The sequence below is a fragment of the Trichocoleus sp. ST-U2 genome (genome assembly GCF_039961875.1).
In the GTDB taxonomy this organism is placed as follows: domain Bacteria; phylum Cyanobacteriota; class Cyanobacteriia; order Cyanobacteriales; family FACHB-T130; genus FACHB-T130.
The window spans coordinates 1-22,053 of record NZ_JAMPJY010000048.1 but is presented as its reverse complement, the minus strand read 5'-3'; the positions used below and the strand labels follow the sequence as shown (position 1 = coordinate 22,053).

Sequence of the window (22,053 nt, the reverse complement as noted above, 5' to 3'; positions counted from 1 at the left end):
GCCTAGATTCTTCCAATAACCAGTCCCTAATTCCCCATTACTTATTACCCATTACCGTCTGCCTTTGTAAAAAAAACGGATAAACAGTTTTTCCATCTCAACCCAAACGAACATTAAGGAACTGAAGGCGATGCAAATACCGAGTTCAGTAAGATTCAGGTAGTGAGTTCCAAAGAAAGAACGCAGAGGAGGTACGTAGACGAGCATTAGCTGCAACGCCGTGGTGACAACCACTGCTCCCCACAAATACAGGTTGGTAAAGGGATTCATCTCGATCGTCAGTCGGCTGTTAGAACGAACCGCCAAAGCGTGTCCCATCTGAGCGAGACACAAGGTTGTAAAGACCATCGTTTTCCAAACCTCTGGATCACCCTGATAGCCTGGTGCATGAGTATAGTTGTAAGCCCATGCCATTAAAGCAATACTGATAATCGCAAAGATAATCCCAATCCGAACCATGTAAGAACCCAGCCCTTGGGCAAAAATACTTTCGCGGGGATTCATGGGAGGACGGCGCATCACATCGGGTTCTGCGGGTTCTACAGCAAGGGCGAGAGCGGGTAAACCATCCGTGACGAGGTTCATCCAGAGAATCTGCAAGGGCGAGAGCGGAACGCCCCCCAAGCCAAGCAGAGGTGCGGCGGCAATGGTCAACACTTCGCCGATGTTGCTTCCCAGAATGTATTTGATAAAGCGGCGAATATTACTGTAAACCGTTCGCCCTTCTTCGGTAGCGGCGACGATGGTAGCGAAGTTGTCGTCCAGCAGCACCATATCGCTGGCTTCTTTGCTGACATCGGTGCCGGTAATGCCCATTGCGATGCCGATGTCGGCTTGTTTGAGTGCTGGGGCATCGTTGACGCCATCGCCGGTCATGGCGACAAATCTACCGCGACGCTGGAGGGCTTGAACAATGCGGAGTTTGTGTTCGGGGGCAACACGGGCGTAGATGCTAACTTCGTCAACGACTTGATCTAGCTCCTCTGGACTAAACTTTTGCAGTTGTTGACCTGTGAGGACGCGATCGCCTTCTTGGGCAATCCCTAAATCTTGGGCGATCGCTTGTGCTGTTAGCTGGTGGTCGCCAGTAATCATCATGGCTCGAATTCCAGCCGCTTTGCATTTAGCGACTGCATCCCGCACTTCCGGACGCGGAGCATCCTGCATTCCGACTAAACCCAGCCAAACTAATTCTTGCTCGTTTGTTTCCTCCGATCCTTCGGGCGGAACGGTCTCTAAAGGCTTGTAAGCAAATCCCAGTACCCGCAAGCCCTTACTTGCCATCTGGTTATTTTGCTCCAGAATTTGAGTTCGTTGCTCATCGCGCAGAACTTCGCTCTGGTCGCCTACCTGAATTTGGGTACAACGCTCCAAAATTAACTCTGGAGAACCCTTCGTAAACATCAGGTGGCTGCTAGAAAAAGGCGTGTTTTGAATCCAAGCGCCCGCTTCGCAGATCGCGCTCATCCGCTTGCGTTCGGAGGAAAAAGGAAACTCGGCAACGCGGCGCATTTGGCGGCTTAGCGGTTCCTTATCAATTCCTCCCTTCCCAGCCAGGACAATTAATGCCCCTTCTGTGGGGTCGCCGAGAATTGCCCACTCATTCTTGTCGTGCTGTAACATGGCGTCATTACAAAGCACGCAGCCAAGCATGAGGATTTGCAGATCCCGATACTGCTCTGCGGCTACCTGCCGCTCGTCGAGATAAAATTCTCCGGTAGGGATGTAACCTTCGCCGGTAACGCGGAAGGTATGGTTTGCCGTGTCTACCCGCTGCACCACCATTTTATTTTGGGTGAGGGTGCCGGTTTTATCCGAGCAGATAGTTGTGACAGAACCGAGGGTTTCTACCGCTGGGAGTTTGCGAATCAGTGCGTGGCGGCGTACCATCCGCTGGGTTCCCAGTGCCAACGTCACTGTAATGACTGCTGGCAAGCCTTCTGGCACTACCGCCACTGCCATCGATAGAGAAACTTCCACAAGGTCTTGCAAGACATTCCAGTTCCAACGCCCCTGGCTGAAGAAATTATGCAGCATTCCGCCGACGATGACGATGGCAACTAAGATCAAAGAACCCGTCACCAGCACGTTGCCCAGCTGGGTCATTCGCTGTTGCAACGGGGTGTCTTCAGCTTCGACGGATTGCAGCATATCGGCAATTTTGCCGAGTTCCGTCTTCATACCAGTGCCGGTGACGATGACCTTGCCGCGCCCTTGGACGACTTCAGTGCCTTGAAAGACTAAGTTAATGCGATCGCCCAATGCGGTTTCTTCACTCAGATGCACCGCTGCCTGCTTACTTGATGGATGAGCTTCGCCGGTTAGTGCCGATTCCCGCACTTGCAGATTTGACTCTTCAATTAGACGCCCGTCGGCGGAAACCTGCACCCCTGCTTCGAGGAGCATGATGTCTCCTGGAACAAGATCCTTGCCGTCCACCTCTAATTGTCTGCCATCGCGGATCGTTCGCACTTTCGGAGAGGAAAGCTTCTTGAGGGCGGCAAGTGCTTTTTCGGCGCGGCTTTCCTGGAGATAGCCCAAGACGCCGTTAAGGATGACAATCAGTAAAATTGCAATTGTGTCCTTGAAGGGAATTTCACCAGGGGCTAATCTGCCAGCGCGTAAATCCACCAGGTCTAGAATCCCGGAAATCAGTGCTACTAGAATCAGCATCAACAACATGATGTTCTTGAACTGATCGAGCAAGATTTCCCAGGTACTTCGACCCGCAGTTTCTTGCAGTTCGTTGGGGCCGTATTGCTGCAACCGCTGTTTGGCTTCCTGGGTCGTCAGACCAACTTCTGGGTCGCTTGCTAGCTGCTCCAGTGTCTTGTCCACTGGTAGAGTATGCCAGACGCTTGCTAGATCGGGTTTTGAATGTGAAGGAGATGGGGTCACGGGAAATGCTTTAACACCTACTAGCACTTAATCATAGGGCTTAAATCCGGTGACTGGGAGGTATTTTAAGGAGTGCGTAGGGGTGATTGTGGAACTAAAACCGATATTGCTTTAGGAATTAGGCGAAATTTGGCAGGGGTGTAAGTGGTGATTTCACCATCAGTATTAATCGGGAGAGGTTTTAGCGTGGATACCTCAATTTCCCGCCCTTGAAGACTTCGCACCTCAGGCCATTCTGCTTGTTTTCCTTTTAGCATGGAAGGTAGCAATCGGACGATCTGCCATGCATTTTGAACTTCCAAGCTGTACAGATCCAAGCGCTGATCGTCAATGGTAGCATCGTCAGCAACGGTCATGCCACCGCCGTAATATCGTCCGTTGCCTACGGCAATCTGAACGGTTCTCACCTGAATAGATTCGCCATTGAGACGAATTTTTGCTAGAAAAGGACGCGATCGCCCAACTACCTGGATGGCGGTGACTGCATAGGCGAAGACTCCCCAGCGTTGCTTAGTTTCTTTGGTTAGCTGCTGAGTAATTTGCACGCTCAATCCGAGACTAGCAACATTGAAGAAGTGCTTTCCATTCACCCAACCTAAGTCAATTCGCTGTTTTTGACCTGTTGCAATTACCTCGCAAGCTTCGGGGAGGGAGACAGGAATTGAAAGGGTTCGTGCCAGGTCGTTGGCTGTTCCTAAAGGCAGGATGCCCAACGGGAGTTGCGTGTCAATCAGACCCTCGGCGGCGGCATTTAGGGTGCCATCTCCGCCACCGATGATAACGAGATCGACGCGATCGCGGTAACGACGGATAATTTCTGGTATCTGCTGGGGCTTTTGTGTGGACTCTTCTTGCAGGTCAAAGCCTAACTCCTGCAATTTGGCAACCGCCTCTGATAGACCTTCTTTTCCTCGGCGTGCGTGGCGATTTAGCAGCAACAATGCTCGCCGGTTCATGCTGAGCCTCTTCCATTAATTGTCAATTATCTTGACAAACCTTTGATAAAAAGAAATCTACCTGGGGAGGCAAGAGGAATTGAAGCTTGAAGGAGAATCTTGAGCTGACCCCCAATCTTAACTTGACAATTTGCCACTTTGTAATTTTGATGATTTTCGCTGTGGTTACAAATATCGCTGAAGGACTTGAGCAGTCGCTTGTCCAGTTTTTGTCCAGCTAAATTGACTGGCTCTAGCAAGACTAGCTTGACGAAGACGCGATCGCAACCCTGAATCCGTCGCTACAGCTTGCATGGCTTCGGCAATTTCCCCCACGTTATAGGGATTGACTAAAAGGGCAGCGTCACCTGCGACTTCTGGCAGCGAGGAGAGGTTGGAAGTAATCACGGGAGTGCCGCACGCCATTGCTTCTAAGACGGGCAGCCCAAAGCCCTCCCAGAGGCTAGGGAAGACGAGAGCGATCGCTTGATTGATTAGCGTCGGCAATACCTCGTAGGAAACGTAATCTAGAAATTTTACTTGATTCTTTATACCTAGCTGTTCCACCTGCACCATCAACACAGGCGTATAACGCTTATCCCCAGCTCCAGCTATCCATAATTCATTGTCACGGCAACTTGGTAAAGTAGCGAATGCGTCAATTAACCGAGCAATATTTTTGTAGGGATCTTGGCGACCAATGTAGAGGAAATAATTGCTTCTAGGAATATCTAGAAACCGAAAATGATTGACGTCATAAGCCAAATGAATTGGCGTAATTTTATCTTCTGGAATGTGGAAGAAATCAATAATATCCTGAGCGGTGGAGCTAGAGTTACAAATAATATGCTCAGCTTGCGCTAAAACCTGGGGAATATAGTAGCGGAAGTAGGGCGTTAGGGGAGAAAAGCGTTTAGGAAACCGCAGCGGGATGAGATCGTGAACCATTACCACTGAACGGCAACCCGCATACAACGGCGCTTCAGGAACTGGGGAAAATATTAAACTAGAATTCAATTTTTTGTAAATTTCGGGCAACTGCCGCTGCGTCCACAGCAGACGGCGAAAATGCCCTTTTGACCCTTGTGCGGGGGTTAGATCCGACGGAACTGGATAGCAGCGATAGTTGGGAAAATTTTGGGCTGTCAGTAAGGTTGGTTCGAGAGGCTGGAGGTGCGGAAAAAGATTTATGGCATAGGTGCTGATGCCAGTCGGTTGGGAAAAAATGAAGGAAAGATTGACTAGGAGTGGAGACAGCAAGGTTAGTATCGCTTTTTTAAATAGAGGAAGACGCCGTAAAGTTTACCAAGGGCGACCGACGGTTTTACTACAAGTAACATAAACGCATGGAAAATAAGACGGAGAAACCGTAGCGATCGCACAGGTTATCCTACCCTATACACATCTTTTGATTTGACACAACAGCAGGTCGTTGAGTCAAGAATAAACGTTTCAAACCTTATCGCGGAGATAGTTTAGTAGCTATTTTGTATTTGAATGAGGAAAATAATAATTATGAAATCAAAAAGACTGAAGTTGAAACTAGGTGTAGGTAATGCTTTACCAATAGCATAGCTTGTCTTCCTATATTACGTAAATATGCGAACTAAATTACACACTAAATGCTATTGAAAGACTTATTTAGCAAGAAAATGTTGTACAAGTAATTGTGCATATATACTTACCCTCTTGGCTATAATTTATTTTACATATTTATTTAAAAATCAGGTTTATTTTTTACAGATAAATGCTTTACCCATATAGATGAGAAAGTAATTCTTTGGCCGATTCTTGCCAAGAGAAAGGTTTATACTCCGTCCTGAGCCGAGTTACTAACTGATTGTAGTACGTGTCTGAACTAAGCAGTTGGCTTAAAGATTTATACAGTTCTTCTGGTTGATTTGGGTCAAAGTAGATACAGAAGTCTCCCCCCACTTCGGGTAAAGATCCACCAGTGCTTGCAATTACAGGTTTGTAATTTTGCAATGCTTCTACGACCGGTAATCCATATCCTTCATAGAAAGATGCTTGAACTAGACAGTAGCAGTTTTCATATAGAAGTCGTAGCTGAGAATCACTAATTGAACCGAAGATGTGTATAAGTTTTCCATAGTTCTTATTTGATTCAATTAGTCTGTCTGTCTCTAAATCCCACCCCCGATTTCCTGCAAAGACTAAATGGACGTTTTCATTTGATTCTACTAATAAGTCAAAAGCTGTAATAGTAGTTTTGATATTTTTATGAGGAACTAAGCTACCCACTACCAGAATATATCGTTTATTCAGAACAGACTTAAGCTGTGTATTCTCACTGTTGTTATCGTTATCATCCATATTCTGAAATTTCTGATGTTTAATAGAGTCGGCTCCCAGGCGAAAACTTGTTACTACTTGATTGGAATTCGTATTAGGCAGTATACCTTTTTCCTTTGCCTCAATGTAATCTTTAGCACTTTGTCTAGATATACCTATAACTTTATCGAATAAAGGAGAATACTGAATAAAAAATTCACTAAAAGTTTTACAAAAATCCTTTGAGCAAAACTCTGGGAATTTTATTGGAATCAAATCGTAGCATACTAATATAATAGTTACACCGTGGCTTTTCAACCGTTGCAAAAAGTTGTAGTACGAATTAGGTAAATCCCAATTTGAATCAACAATCAGGTAAACATCTTCTGGCGAAAGCTTAGTTCCTTCAAATTCATCAGGTTCTTTTGATGTTGAAATTGAAGGTTTGTAAAGCAAATATTTAAAAGGCCACACTCTTCTAATTTTATTATTAGCTTTATAAACTAAAAAATTAAATTTATTAATTATTTTAGTAAGAATTGCGCTACTAGCTTGATTGCTTTCAGCAGGCTGACTGTCATTTTCCGGATATAGAGAAGTTACTCTACTAATAAAGTTTCCGTCAAATTTAACTGAAATCGCTTTTACATCAGAGTTAGCCAAACTAAGTTTTGTTAACTCTAATGTAAGTTGGCGAACTACTCGATGGATACCCGTATTCTTATATGTATGATTAGCTGTATGGGTGCAGTCTATAAAAACTCTCATTTGAACACCAAATTATAAGCAAATAGAACTTTAAATTTTTGAATGAGTTTGTTTAATCTAGATATTATGATATTTCCTGGTTCATTAAATTGCGCTTTTAAATTTGAACCAGGCCTTCCTTAACTTCCAGAATTTGCTACTTTCCATGCCTTCTATTTTACCTTCCAACTCAGCATTTTTTATTTCTATTGCTGTAATCTTGCTTTCTAGCGCAGAAATTAAAACCCTACGCTGCTCGGAAAGTTCTTGGATTTTATGAATAAATTCTTGTAATTCTATAATGCCATCTTGTAATTTTGAAATTCTCTTTTTAACCCAGTAATCGGTTTGAAATAATGGAACTTGATTTTGAATTTTAAACATTTCACTAAGCGTTGCTTTTATATCGCTAGATAATCCTCCTTGATAATAAGAGAAAATTGTTCTAGGATAGTAACATACATTTATTTCTGTATGCTGTATAAGCCTAGCAAACCATTCATAATCTGCTGATATCTTGTAAGTTTCGTTAAACAAGCCTAATTTTGTAAATAAATCTGCATTAAAAAAAATAGCACCTTGAAGAAATAAAGCGCCGTATATCATTGCTTCAGGAATATCGTCTGGAAGCGGAGACTTCCAAACGCTAGTCGCTGTCTCTGTATGTAATTGAGGATTAGGTCGGAGATGTGTATCCCCATAAAGAAATTCACACTTAGGATGTGCTGAGATAAAATCTACTACATCACTAACTACATTAGCGTCGTATAAGTAATCATCTGAATTTAGAAAGTGTATAAAGCAACCTGTGGATAAATTGATTCCTTTATTCATGGCTTCATACAATCCATTATCAGGTTCACTGATGATTTTTGTAATGCTACTATCATAACGAGCAATGATTTCTTTAGTTTTATCTTCTGAATCACCATCAATAACAATATATTCAATATCTTTATAAGTTTGATATATTACACTTTGAATAGTTTGCTCTATGGATTCTTCAGAATTTTTGCAGACTGTAATAATCGAAATTTTCATATTATGTTATTGATAAATGATCTAACTCCTAAATTAATTGTTAAAAATTTTACCCACTAGCATGGATTCAATTCTCAACTGATTAAAAATATTAAACTTTATTAAGCTTAATGACTAATCCTCCCCCTATATAGTTGATTTTAACAGTATATTCCACTCGACCTTTCAAATCTTCATTTAAAAACTTCTCTACCGCCAGTCTTACTTCGTCTCCTTCCACGTCATCAACGAAAATAAATTCAGGTCTAGCTGTAAGAGCTAACTTCAAATCTGCATACTGGTTTTCAAAATCATGAGCAGCATCAACTACTACAAAATCAGAGAAACTAGGCAGATGCACTAATGTTCGTAGATTTACTTTGATTAGCTCATATTTATTAAATCCTCGCTCTTGAAATAACTGCTTGGCGACCTCATAAGGTTGCCAAGGTAAGCCGTTATCGTGCCGTATACCTTCCCCAAACATATCAAGACCAATATACGATGCACTAGGACTAGCGCTTATATAAGCATCAGCACTGGAACCAGCATGCGTTCCTATCTCTAAAATCTTTTCAGGCAATATTGTTTTGGAAACAGCAAAAAAGCAACGATACTTGTGTTTAAAAGCTTCTTCTTGTTTTAAGTAGTATTCTTGATCGTACTGCGTGAAAACACTATATTTGGAATTAGGCAGCCAATCACAAATAAAATAGTTTTCGTAGAATCTATTCAGGAAAATTTCTGAGCTTGTAGGGTTTCTTGTTAGGCCTAAATCTTTAATTTTTTTGCCTATCTTCTTAATGCTTGAGATCATGGTTTAAACTTTGATACTACTTGGAATTGGGTTAAATAGAGTAGCTGAGGTTGCTAAAATCTTCGCTCTTTCTATCAATTAGGGTGTTCATCATTGTCCCGAAAATTATTTTACTCTTTATTGTCTTAATCAAATTTAGCAAAAGATTCCTTTCTTGCTGAAGCTTTTGCCGCAACGCCTAATGCATCAGTTTTCTCAAGTTGTACTACACGTTTCAGGTAATCTATCCAACGTTCACCCTGAGCTTTAAGCGTAAACTCCTCTTCTACTATCGTTCTTCCTGCCCTACCAAATTCTTGACATTTAGCTGGACTTTTCATAAAAAAATCAATTTCATTAAGCAATGCTTTGGCGCTAATCTCATTTGCTAATCGTGCATTGACATCATGCCGCGCTATTTCAGGTATACCCCCAATATTGAAGGCTACTACAGGTAAGGAGCAGGCTGCCGCTTCGCAGAAAGTTTGACCAAATGCTTCTTCCAAAGAAGTTCCCACAAAAATATCAGCAGCACTGTAAATGAGCGGCATTTTTCGGTAGTCTCGTAGTAGGCCAGTGCCCTGAACACCCTTAATTTGATGAGATTTAGCACCAAAAACGACAAAATGTGCTTTCTGTTGAAGTTGGGATACTATTTCACAAAAGAGCTGTCCACCTTTACGATTGTCACTCATATTGACTGCTCCACCCAAAATAACAAAGCAGTCTTGGGGAATCCCCAGTAACTGACGAGCTAAGGACTTATCTATTTTCCTAAACAGCTGCTCATCCAATCCATAGTAGACACAATCAGCATAGTGAAGCCCTGTCAGAGCTTGTCGTGCCATCTTGAGAGTCCACTGGCTATTGGCTGCTAAAGGAACTCCCTGAGAACCGCAAAATATTTCTCGCCGCAAAACCCATTCATCAAAAATTTTGTCTGGAGCAAGAGACGGGTACTGCTCCCAGGTAGGGCAGTTGTCATTACAACCAATTTCGTAGCGATGGCACTCTCCAGGGTAGGCACATCGACCCGTCATTAGATAACAGTCGTGCAAAAATGCAATTACTACGCACCCAAGTGATTGTAGTGCGGGAAGTAGCCTAAGCGACCACCCAGCACCGTGAAGGTTCCCTAAAATTATCACATCAGGATATCTAAGACTTGCTTCCAGTACAATACTATCGATAATCGATGACTGACTTACACCGTAATGGGAGTGCAGGTAAGGTAAACCACTCATGCCTAGCCAAGAACCAGTTGCTTTAGCTGGGATAAAAGGCACATTCTCTTCTTCAGCACCAGGCGTCCAGCAGAGAGCTGCAACATCATGACCCATTAGAAGAAACGATTGAATTTGACGTAAGAGAGCAAGCCCTGCTCCATACTGAAAACCTAAATCGTTAATGAATAGTATACGCAGACTCTGACCACTCGAAAGTTTATTTTTAATACTCTGTAGGCTCATCATTCAGTTAGATATCCTGTTCTTTTTCAAAGAAAATGAGAGTAATAACTTAATTTAAGATTCCCTTAACCTATAAACTTTTATAATTAATCTTGATAAATGACTTAATTTTTTTTATATTAATACTGGTTGAATGAGTTGCCTGCTAATTCAATCAATTGAGGAACAAATTGAGCTATTACTTCTATTAATATAGCCCTCTATACAAGGTTCTTCAAAAAGTAATATTCCTCTTTTGGAGAATGCCACACTAGGAGCGAATATTTTTTATACATTATTTACATGATGTAAAAATGAGCGCCTAAGTATGGCTGATAAGACACCTTCTGGAAATATAGAGACTAACTTACACCTTGATTAGCATTTAGGTAGGGTAAGCCAGTCATATCTAGCCAAGAACCAGTTGTTTTAGCTGAGATAAACGGCACGTTCTCTTCTTCAGTGTTTTTGGGTTTTCATCTGAGGTTTGTAGGCGTTTTAAACTTTAATTCAACTATTTGTCTGAGATATTCTGGATAGCCAATTTTTTGACGATTCTGTTCGATCTCTGTCGTGTCAATTGCGTAAAGAATATGATAATGGTCAGATGGAGCTTTATAGCGTTTGACTTTGTAAGGCGGTATTCCTACTAAATTGAGAAAATCCATTATCAGCCCATCTGTCATCTGAAAGCTGTGATAAACTAGGTTGCCACTTTGGCTTTTCCAACCCGAGTGGAGATCCAAACGATGCTCGTTTATGTCTACAGCACCTGTATCAAAAATGACCATTTCTTTGGCTAAGTTAATAACTCGGAGCAACCCGAAAAAGGGAAACAAAAAATGGTTATGCACTTCTGATAAGAAAACAATATCGTGCTTGGGAATAGTCAAGTCTAGTAAAGCATCTGTATTAATGAATGAAACGTTTTTGTGTCCTAGTATATCGGCTGACCATACGGCACTTTCATATTGACGCTGAATGATTTCTACTCCGGTTACGTGAGATGCACCCAGCTCAGCAAATCGAAAACTAAAAAATCCATTTGAACTACCTAGTTCTAGTATCGATTTTCCGACAACATTGGGCAATATATCTTTGATGTATAACCATTTAGGCCAAGGACGCAAAATAGAAGCTTCCTGACTAGTGAGTTTTTTCCCTAGAGTATTAACACCCCCTTCATCTATAAAAGCCCAATTATGATTGGAAGTGGACGTTATGTTGTGATTTGGATAATCGATTCTTTGAAACCAATGAGGACAAAAAGATTGAATGCGTCTTGCTATTTCTCCTTTTAGGGCCTCCTTTGTTTGAGGAAAATCATCTTTTTCCAAGATTTTCCTAAGGGTTACTACAGCCTCTTCTAATTTCTCTTCGGAGAATAGAGGTATTACTGGACTATCTTCAAAAGGCTCACTTTGGTTGCTTGTATTAACTGCTCCAGTACGATGTATATAATTCCCAAAGTCTAACTCCTCTCTAGTCATATTTTTTTACTCTTGCAAGATTTTGTTTGAATTTAGCATTGAATTCTTTTAGCTCATCTATAAAAGGTAGATGATCACCATATGTTTTCTGCTGTTCGTGGCGTCTAAAAAGTGACAGGGAATCTGGAATGTGAACTATATTAGCTCCATAATAGGCCATTCGCACCCAAAGTTCATAGTCCATGCTGTAAAACAGGCTTTCATCAACTTGGGCACCGGAGCGTTCCCAAATTTCTCGTGTAAAAAAAACTTCTGGTTGATAGAAAAAGTCTGCTTTTTGCCAAGAACCATCAATGTCTAGTAGTCGCTCAAGAGGCAGAGAAACTACCTTGCCAACTGGCATAGCGTTATGATGCGTTTTGAAGGGTCTTTGGTTATTTCCTAGAGTAAGCAGACAGCCTCCAGCTACTATGTCTGTAGTATAAGTGTCAAAAGCCATAGCTACTCGGAAAAGCGCCCCCGGTAAATATCGATCATCACTATTAAGCCATGCCAAGATATTACCAGTGGCACGACTAAAACCTTTATTAAGAGCATGAGATTGCCCTCGATCGGGTTCGCTTACACAATAAGCTAGTTCACAACGGTATCGCTCTAGAATAGTCGGAGTATTATCGCTAGATCCACCATCAATCACTATGTATTCAAGGTTGGGATATCCTTGCAAAAGTACAGAGCGCAAGGTTTCTTCTAGATAAGCTCCTTGATTGAGGCTGACTGTAACAACGGATATTTTGGGCCAAGGTTTTCCAGACGGCAAGGTTGAAGGAACTTGAGGAACGGAGTAATTCCAAGGCCACTGTAACAACTGTGCATCTAAGGTTGATTCTTCACGAAATGCATTTAGCCAAGCCTCTGGGGGGGTGTCATAAAGGTGTAATCCTTTGACTATAGTATGTGGAGATTCCCATCCTAATTTAAGTAGGCGATCGTTTGAAGTAACACCAAAAACCATAACTTTATTTTTGGGCGACAAACGGCCTTTAAGCAGCAGGAGAGTTTCTTCTGGAATCTGTGTATTTAGCAACAAGCAGTCATAATCACCAAAATTTATTCTGTCTGTTGCAATCATCCACTCACTTAGTTCTATAGAGAGGGTTTCAAAACCATAGGCGAGAAAATTGTTTTGATAACCTTTAGAATTTATACACGTTACCTTCGAATTGGTTTTTGAAAGTAGATTTAAAAAATGTAAAGTCTCTTCTGATGGATCGATACAAAGAACTTTATTAATTTCCGCTAAGCAGTTAGATAAAAACTCAGATGTTTCTAAATTAACATGCTCTCCAAGAATCCTGGCATTTATAAAAGCTTCAATACTAGGTGAGTCAGTCTCAATGCTAGCATTCACTAGGTCTTGTCCGGAAGTTTGAACTTCGGAAAATGGGGAAATACTGATAGAGGCGTTGGAACGAAAAATTGTAGATGGCTTCCAGCGATCGCGGAATAACAGATTATAAATAGGAACAAATAAGTTATAATTTCGGTAAATAAAATTATATAAACCAGTTTTATTCAAAAATGTCTTAATTAGTTTTCTAATAGCTGCTTTATTAGTTGTTAGAAAAGCAAGTTCTTCTAGTAAATGGTTGTTAGTAAATTGCAATCCATTAGCTGTATTCTGCAAGTGGTTGTTAGAATCTTGTAGCTGAGCAATTGTATATTTTAAGTGGTTATTCGACTGATATAATTCATCGATTAGGCGCGCTCGCACCACATTAAGTGAGTGCAGCTGTTCTTTTAGGTGACTAACTAACTGCTTTTGCTCGGCTAAGGATACTTCTAATGTAGAGTTTTTATCCTGTAACTCCTGTCGAGCAAACTTTTCCTGTGCTAAAGCTACGTCTAAACGTTGCAGCTCTTGACTACGGTATTCTATATCTACTTGAGATTGGTGCCACTGAGATTGAAAATTTTCTAACTCTGCCTGAGTCTGCTCTAGTTGTGATTGAGTCTGCTCGAGGAGGGACTGATTCTGCTGCCATTGTTCCTCAATCTGGTGCCGTAAATCAGTTGCTTGGCTAAGCGCTTTGTCACGAAACTCAATGATTTTCCAAAGAGCATCGACTTTTTGTTCAACTTCCATATTTTCATAACCTAACAACTTATCTGCTTGCTGGCAGTCTGCATCTAAACTAGCTGCAAGATAGGCTTCACACTCATGGTTGCTCTTCATGACAGTTATCTTCTCCAGTTTATTTCCTCTACTAGAAGTGAGAAGAGTGTTATCTCCCGTGCAATACTCAAATTTACTAAATTCGGTGAGAAAAGAATCATTATAGTTAATATCAAGAGTATCACATATTCGTTTCAGCTCTTTTTCCGGTTCTCGGCAAAAATTTTCGTAGTGAAAGACTGGATACGTCGATACTGCTTGTGCATAAGCTAAGTAATAAGCCCCAAATTCTTGAACGGATAAGTTTCGGAACTGTTCAAAGGTGCGTGTTATAGATTCATAAACATCAGCAGAACGACGTGTTAACACTATAGGACGACAGCTAAAACCATAATGTGAGAGATACAGTTCTTGCTCTAAAAATACGCTAGGGACGTATATGTCATTGCTGGCCTTAGCCAAAAAGTTCAAAGTTACCCAGTCTCGAATAATTAAATGGCTGCCCTGCTGTTGCACAGATGTTGTTAGCCACTGTATTTTTTCTGCATAGCTTTTCTTAGCAAACTCAGGAAAATCTATGGGTGACAACAACTTGAACCAGTCTCGTGCCTGAACTTCAATGGGGACAACTGAGGCATGAGGATTCACTTCTGAGAGAACAATATTACCTGGTATACAGCCCAAACAACGGTTGATTAAGGTTCCCCCAGAGCGGGCAAAAGCGTATATGACTGCTAGATTGATAGAAGAATCCATAACAATTAAAATAAAGCTAAAGCTATGCTTATGATATTTTGCATTCGTTCAATCATTAAACCCCTTCAACAAAATTTTAAACTTATTTGTATGTAAATTTATATTTTTTTATTCGTTGTGAAAAGCATAACAAAGATCGATCCTTCGTTATGAATTACATGACACTACAAGTATGCCAATAGCGTAAATACTGAGACCATATTTCTTGAATATTCCTTTTTTCGGCAATAGGAATGTCTTCTAGTAATGGCAGTATTTTCTCATATATGCCCTCTAAATCATGTAGGTGTTCTTCTGCTGCAAGCCTTTTAGAATCACTAGTTGGATATTCTCGCTTTTCTACAAGAGCTTCTGAAACATAGGCAAACTGAGCTTGCTTTGCTAAGCGTACAGTGAGATCAAATCCATCATATTTTGGGAACCTTTCATCCATGAAACCAACTTTTTGTAGCAGTGAGTAATCTATGACCATGCTTCGGAGTATGCCAAACGTTCCTTTTGCAACATAATGAAAAATGTCGCCCGAAGGTTGCTCCTCGCGATCGCGCAAGTTAATTGGCTTACCCTGAGCGTCAATAAAAAGTAAATTACTATACACACACTTGGCTGCTGGATTTTTTTGTAATGCTGCTAACTCCCTCTCCAGCTTGTGAGGAAAGAAACGATCGTCACCATCCAGAATAGCAACATAATTTCCCGTGACTTGTCGCAGAGCAGCGTTTCTATTTTTTGGAATTCCAAGATTCTTCTGCTGAAAGACTCCTTTGATCCACTTAGGATAGTGGTTCATGTAGTCTAAAATCAATTCTACTGAACCATCGGTTGAATAGTCATCAGCAATAATAATTTCATGGGGCTTTATTGTCTGATGAATGACGCTTTCGATAGCTTCAATCAAGTAGTTCTTTTGATTCAAGGATGTGATGATCGTACTAACACGGAAATGAGCAGGTTTTATGTTCGATGCTCTTCTGATAAACCTTTTGGATTTCCCAGCTCTCAACCAATCCAACAATCCCTGCATCTATCTTTACCTAACGATTTAATAAGAGTAGTTGGCAATTTTGACTTTGTTATAACGAGGTGTAGGCTGTTATTCTGCACAAGTAACCAATATAGCAACTCTGATAGCGTGAACTTTACGATTTAGCACTACCAGACTCTACTAAGTTATAAACTCGACGATAGGCATCATGACCCAACTCTATCTGACGCTTCGCAGATTCCAATAACTGCGGTCTTATTGTTTCCGATAACCTCCACGCATTATCAATAGCGCTCATTAGCTTGTCTCGTAGGCGCTCGTCTTCCAAAAGAATAACATCACACCCTGCCCCAAATTGATCTGCTAGTCCTAGAAACTTGTCTTTGTAGTACTGAGACTTCGCTAAACCGATAACAGGTATTCCTTGAGCTAGGGCAAAGACACCTGCATGGTAGCTTCCAGTAACGACGACACGGCAATGTTTTACTTGTTCAATAACTTTAAGGGGCGTATCAAGGCTCTGTCCCCCATCAGATGTATCATCATATTCTGCCAGTAACATCTGAATTGTCTTGGCATCAAAAACTGTGTGTGAAATAGGGACTGGAATCAATGGAGCACCTTTTTTCCTAGCGCTATCCTGTACAGATGCACGAACTATTTCCAGAAGATTGCTATTCACTTCTGAGTATTTAGCTATCCGCAGGTTAATGCCAATACCATTTTCTAGTTTTTGACTTCGTGCCTCATATGCCAACTCAATTGCATCGTCCCCGGTAGTGACAATCCGCTTAGGGGATACACCCAGTGAGTTAAGCAAGGGAATGGCAGCACGACTCTCCCGAAGGCTAATTAGATTTATATGGGGAAGCACTGCCTTTGCCTGAAGGCGTAGTTTTGGATTTTGAAGTGGCCCTAAGCCCTGCCCAAGCATGACTGTTGGCTTACCAAGTGCTGTCGCCAAACCCAAAAATCCTAAAACTGAAGTAACTTTTTCTTCAAATACATCAGTGATATAGCCACCTCCACAAGCAACTACTAGGTCAGATGCTTTAACCGTCTGTAGCAATGAATTAAAATTCTTATTTTCTATCTGTTGAGCTTTAAGATTGAATTGGATGATGGACGTCACTAATAAAGGTGATATATAACGAAGCTTCCATTCAAGTTTCAGAAAATTTTGAACAACCGAATTAGGTATATTTTCATAGAGTTTGTCAAAAAGCGGATGCGACCAAATATTATGACCAGCAGGCCATAGAGAATATGCATCCGAACAAAAGTTTGAGAGTCTATCTGGTACAGTTGTAAAAATTTCAAACACAGCACTAGGCCACAAACTCCTTAATCTTGCTACCGTAACTTGAAGCATTGCTATATCACCCATATTCCCCAAGGGATGACTGCCTTGCTCGATAAGTATCTTCATTGCAGTTATTTTAATCGAAAAAAATGTGTATTATTAGGCAAACTTTTTTTGTTTTGACTATCAAAACTAATTTCTATACTTTTACCTCCTTTTCCAAACATTCTATTTGCAAATTAAACCACCCTAAAAATGATTTGCGGCTTGAACGCATTATGTCAAACGATAGTACGTTTGCTTGTCTATCTATAATAAAAAAGCTACTGTCAGATTTGCGCTCTTCAAGTTTTATCGTTAAAAAGTAAGGACCTTCCGCCAGATTAGCGATAAAAGAGCAAATCACAGTGGATTTATATATGCCATTAATTCTGGATTGGTTATAAATATGAAATAGTTCTCCACCAACGTTAATACTTCTATGGTTTATGACGTTTAAACTGAGACAAGGATGTTTAATAGAATCGCTAAATTCGACTTCTACTTCAAACTGAATTAACTCTCCAATTGTAAAAACTGAATGTGAACCGACGATGCTTGTAAATTTTACATTTACAATTCTACCTTCATCTGTTCCATATGCAATTCCTTTAGTTTCTCTAATAGAGTGTTTTAATTTTATAGGTGAATTGCCTGATAGAGCTTGCTTCTGTTCAGCACTCACATCTAGAAAGTATAATTCAGCCATTTCATCTGTTGCTCCAGAAGCTCTCTCAATGCCTTTAGCAAGATAAAGCACATGTTCGCAAAGCAGTTTAACAGCTCCAATATCGTGAGAAACGAATAGAATTGTGACTCCGGATTTAGTTAAACGCTCTAATCTCTCAAAGCATTTAAACTGAAAAGGGGCATCGCCCACCGCCAACGCTTCATCAATAATTAAAATATCAGGTTCTATATTGACAGATACAGCAAAGGCAAGGCGCACTATCATACCGCTGGAATAGGTTTGAACTGGCTGATCGATAAAATCACCAATGTCAGCAAAAGCAGCAATTTCATCAAATCGCTGCTCCATTTCCTGGCGGCTCAGCCCCAGGATAGCTCCATTTAGGAATACATTCTCTCGACCAGTGAACTCAGGATTAAAGCCACTGCCTAATTCTAGCAATGCGCCAATCCTGCCATTTACCTCAATGCTACCCGAAGTTGGAGTCAGAGTGCCTGCAATAATTTGTAATAAGGTACTCTTACCAGAGCCATTACGACCAATAATTCCAACAGTTTGCCCCTTAAGGACCTCTAGATTAATGTCTCGCAACGCCCAAAAGTCTTGGGCATAAATGTGACCTGGTAACAAAATTTCCTTCAATCGATCTACAGGATGTGCATACCGTTTGAAACACTTTGAAATATTCTTCAAAGAAATGGCAATCTCACTCATGACACAACTGCCGCAAACACCATAACTCCTACATTCAGCTACAACTAGAGTACATCAGCAAATGCCGGACGTAATTTTCTATACACCCATAAGCCTCCAGAAAACATCACAACAGAAACTACTGTAACGACTATCCATTCTTGCCAGTGCTGCACCTCTCCTACCAGCACCAAATCTCTATATACCTCTGCGATCGCTGCCATAGGATTCAACCAAAACACCCAGCCTCGCCATTGCTCTGGAATTGCTGAAGCTGGATAGATCAGGGGTGTCATGTAAAACCAAAGATTTAAGATAACTGTCAGCGTTTGAGGAATATCCCGCAAAAACACTGTCAGTCCTGCCACTAAATAACCCAAGCCAGCCGTTAACAATAACTGCGATATCCAAATTAGAGGCAACAGTGCCAACGTCGTGTGTAGAGTTCCAGCCGACACCGCCACCAGCACAATCAATGCCATCAATCCAAGCGAAATTTCAATAAACGTTGATAAAATTGGCACCAGCGGTAATAAAGCCAGCGGAAACACTACCTTTTTCACCAAATTTGGCTGTCCTATCACTGACCTCGCTGCCTGGGTAAGCCCACTGTTAAATGCAATCCAAGGAAGCAACCCCGCAAATAGCCATAAACCATAGGTAATATTATTTGCTGGCAAACCCTTCAAGCTTAGCTTTACCTGCAAGACAATCGAAAAAACATAGGTGTAAATCAGCAACTGCGACAGCTGATTAACTAAAGGCCAAAAATTGCCTAGAACTGAACCCTTATATCGCGCTTCCAAATCCCGCCGCACCAGGGTTCTCAACAAATCCAGCTTTGCCCACCACAGGTCATTAACCGGCAGCCAACGCCTCACTCTGCCAGCTTTGCGAACAACTGCTTTCATCGACTTCAACAAATCCCGCTACTCTCTCACAACCAAAACACGAAGCCACTTTTTTCTATGAAGCTGAGTCAAACCTTAGAGTTCCCATTGTCGCTTTTTGGCATTTGTTGGATTTTGTAACAAGTCTAGTCTATTAAGTTAAAGATGATATAGGAAATTTGCTGCAATACAAGCAGAAGTTTTGCGAGTGGCAAGCTTCTGCCGAGGTAAAGCTTAGCAGCCTCAAGGTCATCTTGGTGCTATGCCAAAGCGGTAGAGCAACTAGAGTTCGGGTCTAAATACCGTCCTTGGGTATTGATTCAGAGGTGATCTGAACCAAAAGAAAACGAGGTCCTAAGAGGACGACCTTCGGTTCGCCACCACTTAAGCAAACCAATCTCCGAGGTTTTGCCCTAAACTGTGGAATGATTCGGAATGGTTCATTTGCATCGGAGCAGCAATGGAGATCGGTCAGAAAGTAAAAGTATACCGCCTCAGAGACAGGGTTTCTCCCGCCGTTGTTAATAAACTGGGGAAAGTTGGCACCATCAAAGGCTACAAAATGACGGATGGTAGTGGCGTTGGGGTCGTCGTGCAATTTGACGACAACTCGACCACTTGGTTTTTTGAAGATGAACTGAAACCCGCACAATAAGAACAGATGGCCCTGATTTTAACGTTTTTGGGCAAAGGCGGCACGGGTCGCACCACAGTCGCGATCGCCGCCGCCAAACAACTGGCAAGCAAGGGAGCGCGAGTGCTACTTGCCGGACAAGACCCCGGCCCCACCCTCGGATTGCTCCTGGGGGCGTCCCCTAGCCCTGATCCCCAGGAACTGGCTCAAAATTTACAGGTAGTACAGTTCCAGTCTGCCGTGCTACTCGAACGCAGCTGGGAAGAAGTCAAAAAACTGGAAGCGCAGTATCTACGGACGCCTCTGCTGAAAAATGTCTACGGTCAGGAGTTGGGCGTTCTGCCAGGGATGGACAGCGCCCTGGCTCTCAACGCCATCCGCGAGTACGAAGCCAGTGGCAAGTACGACGTCATTATCTACGACGGCAGCGGCGACCAGACCACCTTGCGGATGCTGGGGATGCCAGAGATACTCAGCTGGTATATTCGCCGGTTCCGAAAAGTGGTGGAAGATTCCGACCTGTGGAGAACCGTTTCACCCTTTATTCAACCCATCAGCAGCGCTGTTCTCAATGTGTCATGGACTGGGGATAACTTTGCCCAACAGCCCACCAATGAGGTGAACAATCTGCTAGAGCGAGGGAGAGCCGCAGTCGCCGATCCCAACCGCGTTGCTGCCTATTTGGTAACGACGGGTGCGCCAACTGCTGTTGCCACCGCCCAGTATTTTTGGGGCAGTGCCCAACAAGTCGGGCTGACCGTGGGAGGCGTTCTGCTCAACCAAGAATCGGTCACAGAAGCCATTTCAGAAAACTTTACCCCACTTGCGGTCAGCGCCCTTCCCAGCTCACCACTGGGTGACTGGCAACCACTAATAGACGCCCTCCCGGATTTGCGTCAAGTATCCGGGCTGCCCAAACCTATTGAGATTGACATTCCAGGTCGTCAGGTACGTCTATTCTTGCCTGGTTTTGATAAAAAGCAGGTAAAACTCACCCAGTACGGCCCTGAAGTCACCATCGAAGCGGGAGATCAGCGGCGCAATATCTCATTGCCCCCCCAGTTGAGCGGTCAACCCGTCAAAGGCGCTAAATTTCAAAATAGTTACTTGGCGATTTCGTTCTAATTGGTCATTGAGAATTGGTAATGGGTAATGGGTACTTGATAATGACCCATTACCCGTTACCCATTACCTATTACCTATTACCCATTAGCAAATGACAACCGACAAACAACAAACAACCGATAACAACCCATCTGAGCGGAGTGCGAAAACTCGGCAACTGCTGGGCATGAAAGGTGCGGCTCCTGGCGAGACTTCTATCTGGAAAATTCGCTTGCAGTTGATGAAGCCGATTACCTGGATTCCCTTGATTTGGGGCGTTGTCTGCGGTGCGGCTTCTTCGGGTGAATACACTTGGACGTTGGAAAATGTCCTGAAAGCCGCTACTTGTATGCTGCTGTCGGGACCTATTTTAGTTGGGTATACCCAAACTTTAAATGACTTTTACGATCGCGATATCGACGCGATTAACGAACCCTACCGTCCGATTCCCTCTGGTGCCATTTCTGTTCCCCAAGTGGTGACGCAAATTTTGGTACTGTTATTTGCGGGGTTAGGGCTTTCCTACGTTTTAGATAGATGGGCGGGGCATGATTTTCCTACCATCACCTGCATTGCCTTGGGCGGTACGTTTCTCGCCTATATTTACTCTGCGCCACCGCTGAAGCTGAAGAAAAATGGCTGGCTGGGCAATTACGCTCTGGGTGCCAGTTACATTGCTCTGCCTTGGTGGACTGGTCACGCGCTGTTTGGCGAGTTAAACCCTACAATTATTCTTCTGACCCTGTTCTACAGTTTGGCGGGGTTGGGAATTGCGGTGGTGAATGACTTCAAAAGCGTTGAAGGCGATCGCCAACTTGGTCTACAATCGCTTCCGGTGATGTTTGGCGTTGGCACGGCTGCTTGGATATGCGTGCTGATGATCGATATCTTTCAAGCTGGAATTGCCGCCTATTTAATTAGCATCCACCAAAATCTTTATGGGGCAATCTTGATATTACTCATCATCCCCCAAATCACTTTTCAGGATATGTATTTTCTGCGCGATCCCCTGAAAAATGATGTGAAATATCAGGCAAGCGCTCAACCTTTCCTAGTTCTAGGAATGCTTGTTGCTGGTTTGGCGTTAGGTCACGCCGCTTATTAGAGGATGTCTGAAAAGTAAAAAAGCTCTCATAACGATACCCTGTCAATAGCAATATGTTGATTCGACAGCGTTAAGAGAGCGATGTCTCAATCCTATCCCAGTGACTTAACT

The 22,053-nt window shown here is 42.4% G+C and carries 16 protein-coding genes; 3 read left to right on the top strand and 13 right to left on the bottom strand.

The genetic code is table 11. The features are described from left to right. Window positions 1–51: 51 nt before the first annotated feature. The 13 genes from NC996_RS23350 to NC996_RS23290 form a co-directional block, all read right to left on the bottom strand. Window positions 52–2,898: an HAD-IC family P-type ATPase gene (locus NC996_RS23350; RefSeq protein ID WP_190684756.1), complete on the bottom strand. Its 2,847-nt coding sequence runs from the start codon at window positions 2,896–2,898 to the stop codon at window positions 52–54. A 65-nt stretch (window positions 2,899–2,963) separates the two neighbouring features. Then, on the bottom strand, window positions 2,964–3,854 hold the full coding sequence (locus NC996_RS23345; protein WP_190525338.1) for a lipid kinase: 891 nt from the start codon (window positions 3,852–3,854) through the stop codon (window positions 2,964–2,966). A 165-nt stretch (window positions 3,855–4,019) separates the two neighbouring features. Then, window positions 4,020–5,093 carry a glycosyltransferase family 1 protein gene (locus NC996_RS23340; RefSeq protein ID WP_190684753.1) on the bottom strand — a complete coding sequence of 358 codons (1,074 nt, stop codon included), beginning with the start codon at window positions 5,091–5,093 and terminating at the stop codon, window positions 4,020–4,022. A 492-nt stretch (window positions 5,094–5,585) separates the two neighbouring features. Beyond that, window positions 5,586–6,893 carry a glycosyltransferase family 1 protein gene (locus NC996_RS23335; RefSeq protein ID WP_190684750.1) on the bottom strand — a complete coding sequence of 436 codons (1,308 nt, stop codon included), beginning with the start codon at window positions 6,891–6,893 and terminating at the stop codon, window positions 5,586–5,588. Between the two features lie 84 nt (window positions 6,894–6,977). Further along, a complete protein-coding gene (locus NC996_RS23330; protein ID WP_190684749.1) occupies window positions 6,978–7,913 on the bottom strand; it encodes a glycosyltransferase family 2 protein in 936 nt (311 codons plus the stop codon). A 91-nt stretch (window positions 7,914–8,004) separates the two neighbouring features. After that, entirely contained in the window at window positions 8,005–8,709 is a 705-nt protein-coding gene (locus tag NC996_RS23325; protein WP_190684746.1) for a hypothetical protein, read from the bottom strand. A gap of 125 nt (window positions 8,710–8,834) precedes the next feature. Next, the gene (locus NC996_RS23320) at window positions 8,835–10,160 is read right to left on the bottom strand and encodes a glycosyltransferase (RefSeq protein WP_190684743.1); all 1,326 of its coding nucleotides are present in this window, start codon (window positions 10,158–10,160) and stop codon (window positions 8,835–8,837) included. A gap of 452 nt (window positions 10,161–10,612) precedes the next feature. Further along, window positions 10,613–11,626: a class I SAM-dependent methyltransferase gene (locus NC996_RS23315; RefSeq protein ID WP_190684740.1), complete on the bottom strand. Its 1,014-nt coding sequence runs from the start codon at window positions 11,624–11,626 to the stop codon at window positions 10,613–10,615. After that, a complete protein-coding gene (locus NC996_RS23310; RefSeq protein ID WP_199303028.1) occupies window positions 11,619–14,498 on the bottom strand; it encodes a glycosyltransferase family 2 protein in 2,880 nt (959 codons plus the stop codon). The genes NC996_RS23315 and NC996_RS23310 overlap by 8 nt, the downstream gene beginning before the upstream one ends. A gap of 154 nt (window positions 14,499–14,652) precedes the next feature. Beyond that, entirely contained in the window at window positions 14,653–15,522 is an 870-nt protein-coding gene (locus NC996_RS23305) for a glycosyltransferase family 2 protein (protein ID WP_190684737.1), read from the bottom strand. 115 nt (window positions 15,523–15,637) lie between these two features. Continuing rightward, window positions 15,638–16,912: a polysaccharide pyruvyl transferase family protein gene (locus tag NC996_RS23300; protein ID WP_190684734.1), complete on the bottom strand. Its 1,275-nt coding sequence runs from the start codon at window positions 16,910–16,912 to the stop codon at window positions 15,638–15,640. Window positions 16,913–16,985: 73 nt separating this feature from the next. After that, a complete protein-coding gene (locus NC996_RS23295) occupies window positions 16,986–18,230 on the bottom strand; it encodes an ABC transporter ATP-binding protein (RefSeq protein WP_190684731.1) in 1,245 nt (414 codons plus the stop codon). A gap of 44 nt (window positions 18,231–18,274) precedes the next feature. Beyond that, window positions 18,275–19,120, bottom strand: coding sequence for an ABC transporter permease (locus tag NC996_RS23290; protein WP_190684728.1), 846 nt, complete (start codon window positions 19,118–19,120; stop codon window positions 18,275–18,277). A gap of 439 nt (window positions 19,121–19,559) precedes the next feature. Here NC996_RS23290 and NC996_RS23285 point away from each other — a divergent pair, with 439 nt between their 5' ends. The 3 genes from NC996_RS23285 to chlG all read left to right on the top strand — a co-directional run bounded on the left by NC996_RS23285 (window position 19,560) and on the right by chlG (window position 21,942). Continuing rightward, on the top strand, window positions 19,560–19,754 hold the full coding sequence (locus NC996_RS23285) for a DUF2862 domain-containing protein (protein WP_190410406.1): 195 nt from the start codon (window positions 19,560–19,562) through the stop codon (window positions 19,752–19,754). A 6-nt stretch (window positions 19,755–19,760) separates the two neighbouring features. Next, a complete protein-coding gene (locus NC996_RS23280; protein ID WP_190684726.1) occupies window positions 19,761–20,858 on the top strand; it encodes an ArsA family ATPase in 1,098 nt (365 codons plus the stop codon). Window positions 20,859–20,949: 91 nt separating this feature from the next. Next, window positions 20,950–21,942, top strand: coding sequence for a chlorophyll synthase ChlG (gene chlG / locus NC996_RS23275; protein ID WP_190684723.1), 993 nt, complete (start codon window positions 20,950–20,952; stop codon window positions 21,940–21,942). Window positions 21,943–22,053 lie beyond the last annotated feature (111 nt).

Coding starts and splice junctions, on each gene's coding strand:
- NC996_RS23345 (WP_190525338.1), bottom strand. CDS start 3,854: ATGAACCGGCGAGCATTGTTGCTGCTAAATCGCCACGCACGCCGAGGA.
- NC996_RS23335 (WP_190684750.1), bottom strand. CDS start 6,893: ATGAGAGTTTTTATAGACTGCACCCATACAGCTAATCATACATATAAG.
- NC996_RS23330 (WP_190684749.1), bottom strand. CDS start 7,913: ATGAAAATTTCGATTATTACAGTCTGCAAAAATTCTGAAGAATCCATA.
- NC996_RS23325 (WP_190684746.1), bottom strand. CDS start 8,709: ATGATCTCAAGCATTAAGAAGATAGGCAAAAAAATTAAAGATTTAGGC.
- NC996_RS23320 (WP_190684743.1), bottom strand. CDS start 10,160: ATGATGAGCCTACAGAGTATTAAAAATAAACTTTCGAGTGGTCAGAGT.
- NC996_RS23315 (WP_190684740.1), bottom strand. CDS start 11,626: ATGACTAGAGAGGAGTTAGACTTTGGGAATTATATACATCGTACTGGA.
- NC996_RS23310 (WP_199303028.1), bottom strand. CDS start 14,498: ATGGATTCTTCTATCAATCTAGCAGTCATATACGCTTTTGCCCGCTCT.
- NC996_RS23305 (WP_190684737.1), bottom strand. CDS start 15,522: ATGCAGGGATTGTTGGATTGGTTGAGAGCTGGGAAATCCAAAAGGTTT.
- NC996_RS23300 (WP_190684734.1), bottom strand. CDS start 16,912: ATGAAGATACTTATCGAGCAAGGCAGTCATCCCTTGGGGAATATGGGT.
- NC996_RS23295 (WP_190684731.1), bottom strand. CDS start 18,230: ATGAGTGAGATTGCCATTTCTTTGAAGAATATTTCAAAGTGTTTCAAA.
- NC996_RS23290 (WP_190684728.1), bottom strand. CDS start 19,120: ATGAAAGCAGTTGTTCGCAAAGCTGGCAGAGTGAGGCGTTGGCTGCCG.
- NC996_RS23285 (WP_190410406.1), top strand. CDS start 19,560: ATGGAGATCGGTCAGAAAGTAAAAGTATACCGCCTCAGAGACAGGGTT.
- NC996_RS23280 (WP_190684726.1), top strand. CDS start 19,761: ATGGCCCTGATTTTAACGTTTTTGGGCAAAGGCGGCACGGGTCGCACC.
- chlG (WP_190684723.1), top strand. CDS start 20,950: ATGACAACCGACAAACAACAAACAACCGATAACAACCCATCTGAGCGG.